Below are 17,780 nucleotides of genomic sequence, written 5' to 3' on the forward strand. Positions count from 1 at the left end.
TAGATTTCCTCATGAACCTTAGCCTGTCAGCATAAAGCTGGTTCTTCAGCGAAGATGCAGCTTTCCAAGAATCCACGCGGAGAAGCACGCGCTTCAGCGCGTTCACTTAAATCATTTCGCCAAATAGAGGTATTTATGAAGGCACTTGGCCTTACGACATTGAGCGTCAAATCTGGTCGCCGCACGGCTCTTGGCGCGGCATTCGGCATTGCCGCCACGCTGCTCGCAGGACAGGCCGCAGCCGAGGGCAAGATCAGGATCGCACAGCAGTTCGGCATTTCCTACCTGATCCTGGATGTCGTTCGCGACCAAAAACTCATCGAAAGACATGGCAACGAAGCTGGCGTCGACATTGACGTCGAGTGGGCGAGCATTTCCGGCGCGACCGCGATGAACGAGGCGCTTCTGGCCAACAATCTCGACATCGTCTCGGCAGGCGTGCCGCCTGCGTTGACGATGTGGGATCGCACCAAGGGTGACGTCAAGCTAGTGGCAGCCCTTGGCTCCTTGCCGAACTATCTCATCACCACCAATCCGGATGTCCATACGCTGAAGGATTTCAGCGACAAGGACCGGATCGCTGTGCCTGCCGCCGGTGTTGGCTTCCAGTCGCGGACGCTGCAGATCGAGGCTGCCAAGCTCTTCGGCGCTGACAATTTCCAGAAGCTCGACCAGATTTCCGTTAGCCTGCCGCATCCGGATGCGACCGCGGCATTGATTTCCGGCGGCACTGAGGTGAACTCGCATTTTTCCTCTGCGCCTTTCTATTACCAGGCGTTGCAGGCAAATAAGGCAGTCCACAAGGTTATCAGTTCCTATGACATTCTGGGCGGGCCAGCGACGTTCAACGTTCTTTATACCAGCACGGCCTTCCACGACGAAAATCCGAAGACCTATGCAGCCTTCTACGCCGCCCTGCGTGAGGCTGCAGATTGGATCAACGCAAACAAGCAGAAGGCTGCAGAAGCCTTCATCCGTCAGCAGGGTTCGAAGCTGTCGCCGCAGCTCGTTGTCGATATCATCAACGATCCCGAGAACGATTTCACGATCAGGCCTCAGAACACCTTCGTTTATGCGGCCGAGCTGCACAAGCTTGGGGTCCTGAAAAACCAGGCAGGTTCCTGGAAGGACTATTTCTTCCCCGAGGCATACGGCGAAAACGGCAGTTGATACCGCATCACAACCTTCACGGCTCAGGACTGGATGCGATGCAAGCCTGTTCTGGGCCGTCAACGATGGAATTGAGAATGGACGGCATGACTGCACACGTTCGGGAGAACGGTGTTCCGCCTCCCCCGCCCCTTCTTTCGGTCGAGGGCGTCACCCTCGAATACCAGGCGCCCGGCCGGGTGGTGCGCGCCACGCAGAATGTCAGCTTTGACGTCTGGGAAGCAGATCGCTTCATCCTGCTCGGGGCTTCTGGCTGCGGCAAGTCCACCCTGCTGAAAGCCGTCGGCGGCTTCATTGCACCTCGCCAGGGACGGATCCTGCTGGATGGGCGGCCGGTGCACGGCCCCGGTCCGGATCGCGTCGTCGTTTTCCAGGAATTCGACCAGTTGCCGCCATGGAAGACGGTGCGGGAGAACGTGGCGTTCCCGGTGCGGGCTTCAGGCCGCCTCAGCCGCAAAGAGGCCACCGAACGCGCCGAGCACTATATCGAGAAAGTCGGCCTAACCCGTTTCGCCGATGCCTATCCGAACACGCTGTCCGGCGGCATGAAGCAAAGAGTGGCCATTGCTCGCGCGCTTGCCATGGAACCGCGCGTCCTGTTGATGGATGAACCCTTCGCCGCTCTGGACGCGCTCACGCGGCGGAAAATGCAAGAAGAGCTCCTGGCGCTCTGGGAAGAGGTTCGCTTCACATTGCTGTTCGTGACCCATTCCATCGAGGAAGCTCTGGTGGTCGGCAACCGCATCGCGCTTTTGTCGCCGCATCCGGGGCGGATGCGGGCCGAGATCAACAGCCATGACTGGGATCGCAAGAGTGGCGGGAGCCCGCAATTTCAGGCAGCTGCAAACCGCATCCACCGCCTTCTTTTCGAAGAGGCCGAAGCCGTTGATGGAGCCAGGCATGACTGAAGTCTTGAGCACAGGCGCCAAGACCGGGACGCCCCCTGTACCCCCTATCCGCCCCGAATACGAGTTGCCGCTCGAGCCGCTTGCTGAATCAAAAAGCGAAGAGGCTCTGCCGCTGTACGAACGCCTCTGGCAGCGCACCTGGCTGCGCAAGAGCCTGATCCTGATCTGTCTTGCCTTGCTGTGGGAAATTGCCGCCAGGCTTCAGGGAAATGAGCTGCTCCTGCCGTCGTTCACCGCCTCGATAAAAGCCTTGGTGGAGGATATTTCCAGCGGCATTATTCCGAGCCGAGCCATGAACTCGCTCGATGTCCTGATCAAGGGTTATGCGGCAGGTGTCGTTCTGGCCTTCGTGCTGACATCGCTTGCCGTCTCAACCCGGATCGGGCGCGACCTCCTATCGACCCTGACCTCAATGCTCAATCCCCTGCCGCCGATCGCCTTGCTGCCGCTGGCGCTCCTGTGGTTCGGGCTGGGACAAGGGAGCCTCGTCTTCGTGCTGATCCATTCGGTGCTCTGGCCGCTGGCGCTCAACATGTATACCGGCTTCACGAGCGTGCCGGAAACCTTGCGGATGGCGGGCCGCAATTACGGACTGCGCGGCTTGCGGTATGTGCTTTTGATCCTTGTACCAGCCGCTCTGCCATCGATCATTGCGGGGCTCAAGATCGGCTGGGCCTTCGCCTGGCGCACCCTGATTGCGGCCGAGCTTGTCTTCGGCGCCTCCTCCGGCAAGGGCGGGCTCGGCTGGTACATCTTCCAGAACCGCAACGAGCTTTACACCGACCGGGTTTTCGCCGGGCTGATCATGGTCATCCTGTTCGGCCTTCTGGTCGAAAACGTCCTGTTCCGCCAGTTGGAGCAGCGAACGGTGGCGAAATGGGGAATGACGCGCTAGCGCCAACGCATCGGGACAAGAATGACAGATCGTAAGAAATACGCGGGCGGGATAACCGACCACATGATCGGCGCCCCCGATCTTGAAGCGGACGTGCTCGGCGATGATGTCGAGATAGACTTCTTCGCCAGCACGGATGAGGCATCATTCGCCCCTGATCGCCTGGCAAGGCTCGATGCCCTGATGGTCTGGGGCGCACCGCTCGGGCAAAAAAGCATCGCGCACCTGACCCGCTGCAGGGGCGTGGTGCGTTATGGCGTCGGTTACGAGAAGATCGATCTCGCGGCGCTCGGCAGCGCCGGCATCCCCTTCGCCAACAATCCCGATTATGGCACCGAGGAGGTCGCCGATCATGCGCTGGCGATGATCCTGTCCTTGCATCGGCGGCTCTGGGAACATGACGCCCGCGCTCGTGGATATACGTCCGGTTGGCAGGTCCATAGCCTCAAGCCACTTCCGCGCTCCAACAAGGCCACGGTGGGTGTCGTCGGCGTCGGCAGAATCGGAACGGCAGTCGTCAACAGGCTGAAACCCTTCGGTTTCCGCATCCTTGGTTACGATCCCGGCCAGCCGCCCGGGCATGAAAAAGCCATCGGCTATGAACGCACGGACCGACTGGAGGAGCTTTTCGCCCAGTCGGACATCGTCACGCTGCATTGCCCGGTGAACGGCGAGACGCGCGGCACTCTTGACGCTGATGGTCTCGCCCGGCTGAAGCCCGGAGCCATTGTCGTCAACACTGCACGCGGCGAGTTGATCGAAGATCTCGATGCGCTTGAGGCAGCGCTGCGGAGCGGACATCTCGCCGCCGCCGCGATCGATACGCTGGTCAAGGAGCCGCCCGCAGACCATCCGTTGCTGACAGCGTGGCGGAACCGCGAGGACTGGCTTGCGGGGCGGCTGGTGATCACACCGCACAATGCCTTTTATTCCGATCATGCGGCCGTCGAGATGCGCCGCAATGCGGCAAAGACGGTCAGGTTATTGCTCGACGAGGGCAAACTTCGAAATCAGGTCACGGATAGATCATGAGCAGTCATTCCGAATTCCTCTGGTACATTCCTAACGACGTCAAAGCCGGCCACCGAGGCGATGCGGCTGATCCGGATCACAACAGCCTGGACACCCTGACGAGCCAGGCAGAAGCTCTGGAACAGCATGGCTGGAAAGGCGCCCTGATCGGCACGGGCTGGGGACGGCCCGACACTTTCACCATCGCAACTGCGCTCGCCGCCCGCACGACGACCTTCGAGCCACTGATCGCGGTTCGGCCCGGCTATTGGAGACCGGCAAATTTCGCTTCCTCAGCAGCGACGCTCGATCATCTGAGCGGCGGTCGTGTGCGGGTCAATGTCGTGTCCGGGCCGGATGCGCTTGCAGCCTATGGCGACCAGGAAGGTGACCAGGTGCAGCGTTATGCCCGCACCAAGGAATTCATGCGGCTGATCCGCAGGCTCTGGACCGAAGAAGACGTCACCTTCAGTGGTGAGCATTTCCAGGTAACCGGATCCACGGCGGCGCCGCGGCTCGCACCGATCGGCGATCGCCGTCATCCCAAACTCTATTTCGGAGGTGCCTCGGAAGCGGCCGAGCGGGTCGCCGTGACCGAAGCCGACGTGCAGCTCTTCTGGGGCGAACCATTGGATGGCGTGCGGGAGCGGATCGAGCGGCTGAAGGCACTCAGCAAGACACTCGATCGCGACCTGCAGCCACTGGAATTCGGCCTCAGGATCACCACTCTCGTTCGGGACACGACGGAGCAAGCCTGGGCGGATGCGGATGCGAGGGTTGCCAAAATGGCCGAGGGAGCGGCGGGAAGCTGGCAGGACCATCGCCACGGGGTTGCCGTCGGTCAGCAACGCCTCCTGGACCTTGCCCGGCAAGGCGACGTGCTGGATGACAATCTCTACACGGCGCCGGGAAAATTCGGCGGAGGTGGAGCGGGAACCACCTGGCTGGTCGGGTCAGCCGAGGACGTTGCGCGCTCGCTGCGCAAATATGAAGAGCTTGGTATTACCCATTTCGTGCTCTCCGATACGCCATACCTTACGGAAATAAAACGGCAGGGCAGCCAGTTGCTCCCCCTTCTTGCCTAGAGAACCCGCAGGAGATTGGTAAGACGAAAGCGCCGTGCCTTCGCCTAATTAGAAAACATCCGATCGCTCAGAAGCGATGCAGTCGAATTTCGGGCGTCGACATATCCGGCTTCGCGACCGACATGATGGAGGATCGCCGCTAGATCCTCTGTGGCTGGAAACTCGCTCTTGGCAGATTGAAAGCTGGAAGGCTTATAACAAGGCAGTTCGCCTGTACTTTGATGGTCGACTTCGACGCCATAAATCACTCCAAGCACGGCGCTTTACCAGATCGCCAATGCCTACGAGCACGGCACCATTGACCTGTACAAGCTCAACGGATGTCTGACGAAAATTATGGAAGCTCGATTCGATAGAATACAAAAAGATCAGCATCGTCACGGCCGAGCAAGCTTCCAGGAAGCCAGGGCTTATACAGAAGAAACAGGTCCAAGGCCAACTCGCGTCATCGCTGCATCGCTTAAGCCGCAATGAGCAGTAGCACGTAGGCGATGACGGTCACCATCAGCCCGCGGAAAGCGAACGTCACGCAGCGGTATTTGCCGCGCGCGATGGCCGACAGGATGTCGGCATTGTTGAGATATTCGTTGAAGAGATAGACCTCGTCCCGGCGCTGCGCGGCATCCCAGAAGCGATGGCGGTGCTTGCCCCAGGAACCCCAGAAAAGCGAGGTCGACTTGTTCACGTGGCGCGGCAGCACCACGAGGATGGCCGATATGATCGAAAACACCGAGGCTGCGGCAAGCAAGCCTGAGAAAAGCATACTTTGCGGGGAACCTTCAACATAGCGCGTCAAGGTAAACACGCTGCGCACATCGCTGGAGCTCACCAAAAAGGCGAGCATGAAAGTAAAGATATAGGCAGCCTTCTGGTCGGAAATCTTGATTTGGTCGTAAAAAATATCGTTGATCTTCTTGATGTGATCAAAATATTCAGTCCCGATATCCTCGGTCGAAGGCCCACTCCTCATCAGTTCGGCCGCACTTTCAAAATCCGTCACGTTCTCAACTCCAGCCCCAAAGTGTTTCCCTGATATTACACTTCACAGACAAAGCAATAGTGCGGATACGGCACGGCTTGACTTTTCAACTTCATATAGACACACGCTTTTAGACATGAGGGGTAGATTCATCAATTTAATGTCCGCCGTTGCGGCGTTGGCTGTCGCGGCGCACTGTCTTGCGCGGCCGGCAGCCGCTGAACCCGTGCGGCGCGCGGCATCGGCCGCAGGCTCCGTCATCGACCGCAAAATCGGCGAGGAGGTCCGGTTCGTCGACCTGTCGAACTGGCAGAATATCGACCTGCACCAGGACCTCTTGGGCGGCGATGTGCTGCGCACCAATGCCACCGGCCAGCTCGCAATCCTTTTCGCCGACCACACGCAGGTGCGCCTCGGCCGGAACTCCTCGCTGCAGGTCAAGCAGATGGCCCCGGCGGGCGATACGATCCTGAACCTCCAATCCGGCACGATGTGGGCCCGCGCCCAGCGCGGTGGGTCTGGCCTGACCGTTCAGACACCGGCCGCGGCAGCCGCCATCCGCGGCACCGACTGGACACTGACGGTCAAGGGCGACCAGACCTCGCTCATCGTTCTGGAGGGCCGCGTGGAGCTGAAAAACGAACACGGCAGCGTCGAGGTTGCGCAGGGCGAAGCGGCCGTCGCCACCATCGGCCAGGCACCCCGCAAGCTTGTGATCGTGACACCCGACGACCGCGAGCAGATGCTGTTCTACCTCACGCTGCGCAGCGGCTTCACCTTCATGCCGGCCTCGCCGCTTCCCGTCCAGAAGATGCGCAGCGAACGCAGCCGCATCGAAGCCAAGGCGCCTGAGGCAAGAAGTGCGGAGGATTGGCTGACGCTCGCCGAGGTGCAGCTCTCGCTCGACGGCCGGCAAAAGGCGCTGGAATCGCTGACGAAAGCTCGCGCCTTCAAGCTTTCCACCGCGCAACGTGCCCGTGCCGACCTGATCGAAGCCCTGATCGCCGGCGCCGAGAAGCGGTACGACGAGGCGGCAAAATTGTTCTCGCGGGCCGAGCGGTCGCTCGATCCGCAGCGCCGCGGCATCGCAGCCTATGGCGGTTATTATTCGCGTTCGCTACGCGATCCGGACCATACTGAAAAGCCGCCGGCAAACGTCACCGGTCCCTACGCTGCCGTGATGAAGGCGTATACGGCAGGCTTCCTTGAGGATATTCCGGCAGCAATCGCGACAATGAAGCAGGCGGAAGCGCGATATCCGAACGATTCCACCCTGCCCGCCTTGCGCGCGCAGCTCGCGATGCTGATCAACGACCGCATCCAGGTGAAGGAGGCGATCGACCGCTCGCTCGCGATCGACCCAACCGACCCTAACGCGCTGCAGGCCCGCGCCCGCATGCGCGCCGACTATGAGGCCGATCTCGACGGTGCGCTGGAGGATCTGAACAACGCGATCAAGGTCGCACCGGGCTCGACCATGGCCTGGAACGATCTTGGCCTGCTCCAGGATGCCCGCGGCGCGACGCGTGAAGCGGAAGCCGCACTCAAGAAGTCCATCGAGCTCGATCCCGACGATCCGGTTGGCCACGCCAATCTCTCGATCCTCTATCTCGACCAGTCGCGGATGAAGGAGGCAAAGCGCGAGATCGACCTGGCGTTGGCTGCCGATCCGGCTTTCGACATCGCGCTACTGGCGCGTGGACGCTATTATCTGCAAACCGGCGAGATGGACAAGGCAATCGAGGACCTACTGGCCGCCTCGACCGCCAATCCCGGCTATTCGCAGGCCCAGTTGATGCTCGCCGCCGGCCACTACGAAAAGGGCGACCGCGATCCCTCAAACCAGGCGCTCGACAATGCCGATCGGCTGGACCAGAACGACCCGGTCATTTCCTCTTTCCGCACCGCCGTCGCCATCGATGACTACGATGCCGATGGCGCAATAAAATATGCACAGGAGTTCCTGCGACGTTCGAAAGCGCGCGGCGGTCACTACGGATCGCTTGGCGCGAACCAGGACGCCGGCTCAACGCTCAACAATGCCTTCCGGCTGCAGGGATTGAATGCCTGGGGCCGCTACTATGGTGACGCCGTCTTCGATCCGTTCGCCGGCAGCGCCTATGTCGACCAGTCGATCCGCGGCAATATCCGGCCGTTCGCAAATACTGAAATCTTCGACGACGAGATCGATCTCTACAAGCTCAGCACTAACAGCTTCTCCGCATTGCTGCAGGGGCTGCTGCTGGATCCGCACATGCTGTCGGGACGATCTCGTTCGGCCAATCTTTTGAGACGGCCATTCCTCGAAGGTTCGCTTGGTGCGGGGGTCATGAACTCCGCCGGGGAAAACAAGCTGATCGGCGAGGCCGAAATTCAAGGCTTCTCCAACGAGCCTTTCCCGGTCAGCGGCTTTGCGAATGTCACCTGGGACCAGATTCCGGTCGAGGGCGTGTATGGCCCGTTCATCGGGGCAGGTGGCTTTAACAGCGAACATCGTATCCTTTCTGGAAGCGCTTACCTGACGCTGACACCGGATCCCGACAACCGCTTTGTACTGTATGCCAATCACTCAGACAGTAAGTTTGATGAGGATATCAGCTTTCCCGGATTTGGGCTCGGAGAGGACAGCCGGACACGAGCGACAACTGCTGGGCTCGGCTGGAGCCACACGTTCGGTTATCGGAATATTCTCAACGCCGCGCTCTTTTACACCGATACGAGTTTTGATCGCGACCAATCAATAATCCTATCTCCGGTAGGGCCAATCCATGCCAAATCAAAAAGCTCTCAGCAAAATTACGTCGCAGCCATCAATCACCTCTACGGTGACGATGAATTGACATGGCGATACGGCATCGAGGGAGGCTTCATAGATGTTGACACGAGCACTTCGGGTAGCGAAGAAATCAACGCCGGTCGAATTTACATAGACCTGCTGCATGAAATCAGCCCTAGCCTTAAGGCCGAATATGCCCTTTTTGGCACCTTGATGGATGGCCAAGCAGTAGAAGAGAGGAGGCTGGAGCCAAGGCTGGGTTTGGCGTGGATTCCAATCGACGATCACTGGCTGCGGGCGGCCTTCATGCGGCAGAGCTTTGACTTTGGTTCACCGACGTTATCGCCTATCGGTGTCCTCGGGCTTCAGTCCAATCAGCCGTTCATCGGCATAGGCGGGTATACTGACACCATTGCGCTTCAATGGGATGCACAATGGACGGATCGTCTCTTTACGAGCGTGGACTATCAGCATCAGGAAATCCGCGACATTGATCTGGCCTATCCGGTAACTGCGCCCTTTCTTTTTTATCCAACTGAACTGAATGTCAGCGACGGTCGCATTGATCGTGTCAGCTCCACAGCCAACATCGCATTGGAGTACGGATTTGGTCTGTCGGCAACAGTCGCCTATGCGGATTCCAAGAACGAAGATCCGGCAAGTCCAGGTTTCGGAAGGCCCCTGCCCTTCGTGCCTGATCAATCGGGACAGTTTGCCATCACCTGGGTCAATGAATCGAATGTCAAAGTCAACGTTGCGGCCAACTACATCGGCGAGCGCGAAGGTGATGACGGCGCTTTAGGCAGCGTCCGCCTCGATGACTATTGGACGCTCGACGCCAACCTGGTCTGGGAGCCTCTCGACAAGCGCTTCGCCCTTGAAGCGGCTGCCTTCAATCTTCTCGATGAAGATTTCGAAGTGTCGCCAGGCGTTCCGGGCTGGGGCCGTGCGGTGAAGGCCACCCTCAAAGTCCGCTTCTGATGATTGCGGCGGTCGGATCGGAGCATAAAGTATATCCACCCGGCTGGCCGTTCAGCAGCCGGCCGGTCCGGCTGGCGGTACTGGTGCTGGTGACTCTCATCGCCATTTCGCTGCTCTCGCGCCTGCCCGCCTGGTCGCTGCTGGAACTGCGGAGCTTCGATTACCTCTCCACGGTCGATGATCCGCTGCCGCCTGCGGATGCGCCGGTGATCGTGGCGATCGACGAACCGTCTCTGGCTGAGATCAATGAGCAATGGCCCTGGCCGCGCAGCTTGCATGCCCGGCTGGTTCGGCAGCTGCGCGCGGCCGGTGCCAAGGCGATCGGCCTTGATATCATCATGGCCGAACAGTCTTCGCGAGAAAACGACGCGGCCATCACCGCGGCCGTCGGCCCGGATGTCGTGCTGGCCGGCGACGAAACGCTGATCCAGACGCCGCAGGCCGACCAGCTGATCCGCGCCACGCCGATGCCGCAACTGACTGCGGCTGGCGCGAGAACGGGCATCGCCTCGATCAACCTTGGCGGCGACGGCGTCTTTCGCAATATCCCGTCCTATGCGGATGGATTTGCGATCACGCTTGCGCAGGTCGCCGGCAAGGCGCCCGACCGCCTGCCCTCCGACGCCCTGATCCAATCCTTCGGGCCGTCGCGCAGCTATCCCACTGTCTCCTATTACCAGGCATTGGATCCCGAGAATTTCCTGCCGAAGGATGTCTTCAAGGACCGCGTGGTGCTTGTCGGGCTCAGCCTGCAGAATGCGCCGGAAATCGACAAAGGCGGCGCCGATGCCTTTGCAACGCCTTACACGGTCCATACCGGCAGACTGGTCGCCGGCGTCGAAATACAGGCGACGATTTACGACAATATCGTGCATGGCTATTCGGTCGCGCTGGCGCGCCTTCCGGTGGTTGCCTTCGCCATCCTGATTGCCGCTATGCTCGCTGCCGCGACCGTCTGGAAATCCACGGGCTGGCCGACATTTGCTGCTACGGTTGTGTTCATCGGCGTGGCTGCGGCGCTGAGCTATGCCGGCATCCGTTTCGGCAATCTGTTCGTCGCGCCGCTCGGTCCGACCGTAGCCTTCGTCTCGGTCGCCTTCGGACAAGGCGTGTTCGATTTTGCCGAGGAGCGCCGCAAGAAGAAGCAGATCACTCTCGCTTTCTCGCAATACATCTCGCCCGATCTTGTCAAGCGGCTTTCGGTGGACCCTTCGCAGCTGAAGCTCGGCGGCGAGCGGCGCACCCTTTCCGTCCTGTTTTCGGACGTGCGTGGTTTCACGACGATCGCCGAGACGCTGAAGGACGATCCGGAGCAGCTGACAAGACTCATCAATCGCCTGCTGACGCCGCTTTCCGATGTCGTGATGGATCACGGCGGGACGATCGATAAATATATGGGCGACTGCATCATGGCTTTCTGGAACGCGCCGCTCGACGACCCGGACCATGCCCTGCATGCCGTCGCCTCCGCCCTCGCGATGCAGGAGGCGATCGCGGTCCTGAACAGGCAACTCGAGAAAGAGTCCCGGATAAACGGCACGCCGCTGCATACGCTGAAAATGGGCCTCGGCATCAATACTGGCGAATGCGTCGTCGGCAACATGGGCTCGAACAGGCGTTTCGACTATTCCTGCCTCGGGGACGCGGTCAATCTCGCGTCGCGGCTGGAAGGTGCCTCGAAGAACTACGGGGTTGCTTTGCTTCTCGGCGAAGAGACGGCAAGGCTTGTAGAGGGCACCTATACTATCGCCGAGCTGGACCGTGTCTTGGTCAAGGGCAAGACCCTTTCCACCCCGGTCTTCACAGTGCTGCATCATGCGGATGCCGCGGCGCTGGCAGCACATCGGGCCTTCGTGGAAATGAAATATGCTGGCAAGCTTTCGCCGGACGATCCCGTTTTTGAGACGATGCCGCAGATGATCCCCGAACTTGCGGCCTATTATGCGATCGTTTGCAGCGATGTCTCGGGCACGGAAGGATAATCGTCCCGTTGCGCTTTCCCCGGCTGCGATTTTCCGTTTAAGATCGCGGGACTCGATAACAACAAGAGCATTTTCATGTCCACAGCAGATCCCGCCACCGTCATCCCTCTTCCGCAGCCGGTCCTGCTTCCCATCGAGGGCAGCAACGAGCTTTTTCCGGTGCGCCGGGTCTATTGCGTCGGACGCAATTATGCCGACCATGCGATCGAGATGGGGCATGATCCGAGCCGCGAGCCGCCGTTTTTCTTCCAGAAAAACGCCGACAACCTGCTGCCGCCCGGCAAGCCGTTTCCCTATCCGCCGCTGTCGAACGATGTGCATTACGAGGCCGAATGCGTGATTACGCTGAAATCCGGGGGCGCGAACATTCCCCTCGAAAAGGCACTCGACTGCATCTACGGCTATGCCGTCGGCATCGATTTCACCCGCCGCGATCTGCAGGCCGAGGCAAAGAAGCTCGGCCGCCCCTGGGAAGCGGCGAAGGCGTTCGAATATTCGGCCCCCGTTTCGGCAATCGTGCCCGCAAGCCGCCTCGGCCATCCGGAGGCGGGCCGCATCTGGCTCGACCACAATGACAAGCGTGTTCAGGACGGCGACCTCAGCCAGATGATCTGGAAGATGCCGGAGATCATTGCCGAGCTTTCTAAGCTGTTCATCCTGGCGCCGGGCGATGTCATCATGACTGGCACACCGGCAGGTGTCGGCGCCGTCAAGAGAGGCGACCGCGTCGAATGCGGCATCGACGGTATCGCAACACTGACCGTCACCGTCGCCTGAGGAGGTCACCATGCCCGTCTACGCACTTGGAGGATTGTCGCCGAAACTGCCGGCGAGCGGGCTCTACTGGATTGCGCCGGATGCGCAGGTGATCGGGCAGACGGAGCTCGGCGAAGGCGTCGGCATCTGGTTCGGCGCGGGTGCTGCGCGGGGACAACGAGCCGGTCACCGTCGGCCGGAAGACCAATATTCAGGAGGGCGCCATGCTGCATACCGATCCGGGCTTTCCGGTGACGATCGGCGAAGGCTGCACGATCGGCCACCATGCGATCGTCCACGGCTGCACCATCGGCAACAATTCGTTGATCGGCATGGGGGCAACCGTGCTCAACGGTGCAAGGATCGGCAGCAACTGCCTCGTCGGCGCCAATGCGCTGGTGACGGAAGGCAAGGAATTTCCGGATGGCTCGCTGATCGTCGGCGCGCCTGCCCGCGCGATCCGGACGCTGGACGAAAAGGCAATCGATGGACTGAAGCGCTCGGCCGAAAAATACGTCGCCAACTGGCAGCGTTTTGCCCGCGACCTCAAGCGGATCGACTAGCTCCCCTGGAATTGCGTTAGGCGGCGCAGCGCTCGCAGAGGCCGCGGATTTCGATCGTCGTCTTCTCGGCCTTGAACTTCTTGCCGCGCGTCCAGTCCATCAGCCGGTGATCGACCTCGTGGTCGTGGAATTCCATGACTTGGCCGCAGCTTTCGCAGATGGCGAAGGCAACGGAGCCGTGGCTGTGGCAGTTCTCGTTCGGATGGGCGCAGACGACGAAAGAATTGATGCTCTCCAGCCGGTGCACGACGCCATATTCGAGCAGCTTCTCCAGCGCCCGATAGACCTGCAACGGCGCGCGGAAACCGTGGTCGCGCAGCTTGTCGAGGATCGTATAGGCGCTGAGCGGCCCGTCGGCCTTTTCCAGCACATCGAAGACCAGCGCCTGGTTCTTGGTCAGTTGCGGTGCGTTCATGAGCCTTGTCCTTGCGGTTCCTTGCGCCCCAGCCGCGGCAGCAGGCTGAGGATGAAGAGTATGAGTGCGGCAACAACGATCGACGGGCCTGATGGCGTGTCGTAGGTGAGCGAGCCGAACAGGCCGCCGACGACGGCAACTGCGCCAATCAGCGATGCGAGAACGGCCATGACCTCGGGCGTCGGTGAGAAACGGCGGGCCGCGGCAGCCGGGATGATCAGCAGCGAGGTGATCAGCATGATGCCGACGATCTTCATGGCGATGGCGATGACGACCGCCATCAGGAGCATGAAGAAGAGCCGCGCCCGCTCCGGCTGCAGCCCCTCGGCCTCGGCGAGTTCCGGATTGACGGTCGAGGCCAGCAGCGGCCGCCACAGCCAGGCGATCGCCGCAACGACGAAGAGGCCGCCGCCCCAAATCAGCGCGATGTCGGTCTTCGAGACGGCAAGGATATCGCCGAAGAGGAAGGCGATGAGATCGATCCGCACCCAGCTCATGAAGGCGACCATCACGAGGCCGATCGCGAGCGTGGCATGCGACAGGATGCCGAGTAGAGCGTCGGCAGACAGCGCCTGACGCTTCTGCAAGAAGAGCAGCAGGACCGAGACTGTTGCCGCGACGGCGAAGACGGCCAGCGTCAGGTTGAACTCGAAGAGCAGCGACAGTGCGACGCCGAGCAGTGCCGAATGGGCGATCGTATCGCCGAAATAGGCCATGCGCCGCCAGATGATGAAGCAGCCAAGCGGCCCGGTGGTCAGCGCCAGGCCAACGCCGGCGAGGATCGCGCGGACGAAGAAATCGTCAAGCATGACGCTCTCCCGCATGATGATGGTGGCTGTGCTCCGGATCGTCGTGATCGTGGTGGTGGCCGTCCTCGGGGTAGCAATGATCGGTCACCGAACCATCCGAATGCAGCACGCGGCCGTCCGGCAGGTGCGTATGGTCGTGGCGGTGGCTGTAGACGGCGAGCGTCTTTGCCGCGCGGCTGCCGAAGAGACGCACATATTCCGGGCTCTGGCTGACCGTCTCCGGCGTGCCGCGGCAGCAGACATGGCCGTTGAGGCAGATGACCGTGTCGGTCTCTGCCATGACGACGTGTAGGTCGTGCGAGATCAGAAGGATGCCGCAGCCTGTGGAGTTGCGGATCTGCTTGATGAGATCGTAAAGCGCAAGCTCGCCGGAGAAATCAACGCCCTGCACCGGTTCGTCGAGCACCAGCAGATCGGGTTTGCGAGCAATGGCGCGCGCCATCAGCGCCCGTTGGAACTCGCCGCCGGAAAGGTGCTGCACCTCGGCATCCGGCATATGAGCCATGCCGGCGGCTTCGAGGGCTGCCATCATCTCGCGTTCGGAAAGCGGGCCAGTCAGCGTCATGAGGCGCCGGACGGTAAGCGGCAGCGTCCAGTCGATCGCAAGCTTCTGTGGCACGTAGCCGACTTTGAGGCCGCTTGCGCGCTCCACCCTGCCCTCGTCGGGCTTCAGCACGCCGATCGCCGCCTTCGCGCTCGTCGACTTTCCGGAACCGTTCGGACCGATCAGCGTCACGATCTCGCCGGGTGAAATCGAAAAGTCCACACCGCGAACGAGCCAGCGGCCGTCGCGCCGGACGCCCACATTGTGAAGGGAAACCAGCGGCTTCGAGGCAGGGTTTGCGGGAGATAACATCATTTTTCCGACAGTGCTGTTGCGTCTTGCTATCGCACACGTTATAGCATTACGCAATTGATGTAATAACATTACAACTGCAATTCAAGCGGAGCGTGAACATGAAACTGGGCCTTACCCTCGCGATCCCGGCAATCCTGCTGGCCGGGGCATCCAAGGCGGCTGATGCGCCGGCCGTCGTGACCTCGATCAAGCCGATCCATTCGCTGGTTTCGGCAATCATGCAGGGCGCCGGCACGCCGGAACTGATCGTCGATGGCGCAGCCTCCCCGCATACCTACAATCTCAAGCCGTCGGATGCGAGCGCGCTGCAGAATGCCAAGGTGATCTTCTGGGTCGGTCCAGGCCTCGAAGCCTTTCTCGAAAAGCCGCTGGAATCGCTGGGCTCCGGTGCCACCATCGCCGAATTGGAGGATGCACCCGGGCTCGTGAAGCTGAAGTTCCGCGAAGGCGGCGCGTTCGAACCGCATGATGACGGCGACGAGGCGTTAGCCGGACACGAGCACGAAGAGGCCGGGCACGAGGAGGCGGGGCACGATCACGATGCGCATGCGGAAGGCGAGCATGATGACGGTCACGGCGAATTCGATACGCATCTCTGGCTCAACCCAATGAATGCCAAGGCCCTGGCCGCGGAAATCACCACGACGCTGGTGGCGGCCGATCCCGCCAATGCGCTAACCTACCAGGCCAATGCCAAGGCGCTCGACGAGAAGATCGATGCGCTCGACAAGGAAATTGCCGGGATCGTGGCGCCGGTGAAGGACAAGCCCTTCATCGTCTTCCACGACGCCTACCAGTATTTCGAGCACCGCTATGCCGTCCGTGTTGCCGGCTCGATCACGGTCAGCCCGGAAACCATGCCCGGCGCCGAGCGTATTTCGGAGATTCACAAGAAGGTCGGCGATCTCGGCGCCACCTGCGTCTTCGCCGAGCCGCAGTTCGAGCCGCGCCTGGTCAATGTCGTCATCGAAGGCACCGATGCGAAAGCCGGCGTTCTCGACCCGGAAGCGGCAACGCTGGAGGCCGGTCCCGATCTCTATTTTACGCTGATGCGCGGCATCGCCAACAGCATGAAGGATTGCCTTTCGCGCGAAAGCTGAGAGCAAACGGGCGGGCCTCGGCTCGCCTTTTTCAGATATCGTAGTGTCATGTTATAACATTACTATATGGAGAAAACGATGGATAAGAGACTTCCCGTCACCGTGCTGTCCGGCTTCCTCGGAGCGGGAAAGACGACACTGCTGAACCATGTGCTCGGCAACCGCGAAGGCCTGCGCGTTGCGGTGATCGTCAACGACATGAGCGAGGTGAACATCGACGCAGCACTGGTGCGGGACGGCGGAGCGAACCTCTCGCGCACCGAAGAGCAGCTCGTCGAAATGACCAACGGCTGCATCTGCTGCACCCTGCGCGACGATCTCCTGAAGGAGGTCAGGCAGCTCGCCGACCAAGGCCGGTTCGACTACCTGCTGATCGAATCGACCGGGATTGCCGAGCCCCTGCCCGTCGCGACCACCTTCGAATTCCGCGACGAGGATGGTGCAAGCCTTTCGGATGTCGCCCGACTCGACACGATGGTGACGGTGGTCGACGCCGCCAATCTCCTGGCTGACTATGCCTCCACCGATTTCCTCGCCGACCGCGGCGAGACGGCGGGCGACGGCGACAGCCGCACCGTCGTCGATCTCCTCGTCGAGCAGATCGAATTTGCTGATATCGTCGTGCTGAACAAGGTCGAAACGGCAACGCTTGAACAGCGCGAAGCGGCGCGCAAGATCATCGCTGGGCTCAATCGAGATGCGAAGCTGATCGAGACGGATTTCGGCCGCGTTCCGTTGAAGGATGTGCTGGGAACCGGCCGTTTCGATATCGACAAGGCCGAAACCCATCCGCTCTGGTACAAGGAGTTGCACGGCTTCAAGGACCATGTGCCGGAAACCGAGGAATATGGCATCATCTCTTTCGTCTATCGCGAAAGGCGGCCGTTCGACCCGATGAAGCTGCAGGCCTTTCTCGACCGGACATGGCCGGGCGTCATCCGCGCAAAAGGCTTCTTCTGGCTGGCGACGCGGCCGCATTATGTCGGGGAGATCAGCCAGGCGGGCGCGATCGTCAGGACCGGCAAAATGGGGCTTTGGTGGTCGGCCGTTCCGAAGGACCAGTGGCCGCGCGAACCGGGCTTTGAGAAGGCGATCGGCCCCTATCTCGACCCCGTCTGGGGCGACCGCAGGCAGGAGCTCGTCTTCATCGGCGCCGATCCGATGGACGAGGATTGGATCCGAAGCGAACTCGACGCCTGTTTGATCAGATCGGACAACTTCACGCCCGAGAAATGGCGAAACCTGCCGGACCCCTTCGCAAGCTGGGCGCTGCGTGCCGCATGAGAACAGCCGCAATCAAGCCGTTCCGTTGCGTTTGCGAGGAATGCGAACCGCTGCCGCCGATCGAGGGGCTGAGCGAGCCGCTCGATAACGAGGCTGCGTCCCGCGGAGTCTCGCCAAAGGAGGTTTGGCTATCTGTAGCGCAAAAAGATGCGTCGGAAACGGAAAGCCGGCTAAGCGCGTCACGTGTCCCCGCCCGTAAATGTGCGG

At 60.8% G+C, this 17,780-nt stretch carries 14 protein-coding genes and 1 pseudogene; 11 read left to right on the top strand and 4 right to left on the bottom strand.

Features of this window, described 5'->3' with window-relative positions:
- Positions 1-135 precede the first annotated feature (135 nt).
- The 5 genes from ACZ9BX_RS06750 to ACZ9BX_RS06770 all read left to right on the top strand — a co-directional run bounded on the left by ACZ9BX_RS06750 (position 136) and on the right by ACZ9BX_RS06770 (position 5,069).
- Positions 136-1,170, top strand: a complete 1,035-nt coding sequence (locus ACZ9BX_RS06750; RefSeq protein WP_476216622.1) for an ABC transporter substrate-binding protein — start codon at positions 136-138, stop codon at positions 1,168-1,170.
- Positions 1,171-1,256: 86 nt separating this feature from the next.
- A complete protein-coding gene (locus tag ACZ9BX_RS06755) occupies positions 1,257-2,078 on the top strand; it encodes an ABC transporter ATP-binding protein (RefSeq protein WP_476216624.1) in 822 nt (273 codons plus the stop codon).
- The gene (locus ACZ9BX_RS06760) at positions 2,071-2,973 is read left to right on the top strand and encodes an ABC transporter permease (RefSeq protein ID WP_476216626.1); all 903 of its coding nucleotides are present in this window, start codon (positions 2,071-2,073) and stop codon (positions 2,971-2,973) included. Before ACZ9BX_RS06755 ends, ACZ9BX_RS06760 begins: the two co-directional genes overlap by 8 nt.
- A gap of 21 nt (positions 2,974-2,994) precedes the next feature.
- Positions 2,995-4,005 (top strand): C-terminal binding protein, encoded by a 1,011-nt coding sequence (locus ACZ9BX_RS06765; protein WP_476216628.1) that lies wholly within the window; start codon positions 2,995-2,997, stop codon positions 4,003-4,005.
- A complete protein-coding gene (locus ACZ9BX_RS06770; RefSeq protein WP_476216630.1) occupies positions 4,002-5,069 on the top strand; it encodes an LLM class flavin-dependent oxidoreductase in 1,068 nt (355 codons plus the stop codon). Before ACZ9BX_RS06765 ends, ACZ9BX_RS06770 begins: the two co-directional genes overlap by 4 nt.
- A gap of 460 nt (positions 5,070-5,529) precedes the next feature.
- On the opposite strand, the gene ACZ9BX_RS06775 is transcribed toward ACZ9BX_RS06770, so the two are convergent.
- Positions 5,530-6,069 (bottom strand): Pycsar system effector family protein, encoded by a 540-nt coding sequence (locus tag ACZ9BX_RS06775; RefSeq protein WP_476216632.1) that lies wholly within the window; start codon positions 6,067-6,069, stop codon positions 5,530-5,532.
- A gap of 115 nt (positions 6,070-6,184) precedes the next feature.
- Between ACZ9BX_RS06775 and ACZ9BX_RS06780 the strand changes: the two genes are divergently transcribed.
- The 4 genes and pseudogenes from ACZ9BX_RS06780 (at position 6,185) to ACZ9BX_RS06795 (ending at position 13,106) form a co-directional block, all read left to right on the top strand.
- Positions 6,185-9,805: a FecR domain-containing protein gene (locus tag ACZ9BX_RS06780; RefSeq protein ID WP_476216634.1), complete on the top strand. Its 3,621-nt coding sequence runs from the start codon at positions 6,185-6,187 to the stop codon at positions 9,803-9,805.
- Positions 9,805-11,787 (top strand): CHASE2 domain-containing protein, encoded by a 1,983-nt coding sequence (locus ACZ9BX_RS06785; protein ID WP_476216635.1) that lies wholly within the window; start codon positions 9,805-9,807, stop codon positions 11,785-11,787. Before ACZ9BX_RS06780 ends, ACZ9BX_RS06785 begins: the two co-directional genes overlap by 1 nt.
- 75 nt (positions 11,788-11,862) lie before the next feature.
- Complete coding sequence (locus ACZ9BX_RS06790) at positions 11,863-12,564, top strand: fumarylacetoacetate hydrolase family protein (RefSeq protein ID WP_476216637.1); 702 nt, start codon at positions 11,863-11,865, stop codon at positions 12,562-12,564.
- Between the two features lie 10 nt (positions 12,565-12,574).
- Positions 12,575-13,106: pseudogene (locus ACZ9BX_RS06795) on the top strand (gamma carbonic anhydrase family protein).
- Between the two features lie 16 nt (positions 13,107-13,122).
- On the opposite strand, the gene ACZ9BX_RS06800 reads toward ACZ9BX_RS06795, so the two are convergent.
- From ACZ9BX_RS06800 to ACZ9BX_RS06810, 3 genes are read right to left on the bottom strand one after another with little or no spacing between them, the layout of a single operon-like run.
- Positions 13,123-13,521, bottom strand: a complete 399-nt coding sequence (locus tag ACZ9BX_RS06800; RefSeq protein WP_027513248.1) for a Fur family transcriptional regulator — start codon at positions 13,519-13,521, stop codon at positions 13,123-13,125.
- Positions 13,518-14,330, bottom strand: coding sequence for a zinc ABC transporter permease subunit ZnuB (znuB, locus tag ACZ9BX_RS06805; protein WP_132566635.1), 813 nt, complete (start codon positions 14,328-14,330; stop codon positions 13,518-13,520). Before znuB ends, ACZ9BX_RS06800 begins: the two co-directional genes overlap by 4 nt.
- The gene (locus ACZ9BX_RS06810; protein WP_476219910.1) at positions 14,323-15,186 is read right to left on the bottom strand and encodes an ATP-binding cassette domain-containing protein; all 864 of its coding nucleotides are present in this window, start codon (positions 15,184-15,186) and stop codon (positions 14,323-14,325) included. Before ACZ9BX_RS06810 ends, znuB begins: the two co-directional genes overlap by 8 nt.
- 101 nt (positions 15,187-15,287) lie before the next feature.
- On the opposite strand from ACZ9BX_RS06810, the gene ACZ9BX_RS06815 reads away from it, so the two are divergent.
- Both ACZ9BX_RS06815 and zigA read left to right on the top strand, forming a co-directional pair.
- On the top strand, positions 15,288-16,289 hold the full coding sequence (locus ACZ9BX_RS06815) for a zinc ABC transporter substrate-binding protein (protein WP_476216640.1): 1,002 nt from the start codon (positions 15,288-15,290) through the stop codon (positions 16,287-16,289).
- A gap of 78 nt (positions 16,290-16,367) precedes the next feature.
- The gene (zigA, locus tag ACZ9BX_RS06820) at positions 16,368-17,573 is read left to right on the top strand and encodes a zinc metallochaperone GTPase ZigA (RefSeq protein ID WP_476216641.1); all 1,206 of its coding nucleotides are present in this window, start codon (positions 16,368-16,370) and stop codon (positions 17,571-17,573) included.
- Positions 17,574-17,780: the final 207 nt, after the last annotated feature.

This window comes from Rhizobium sp. USDA 3886 (assembly GCF_056279785.1).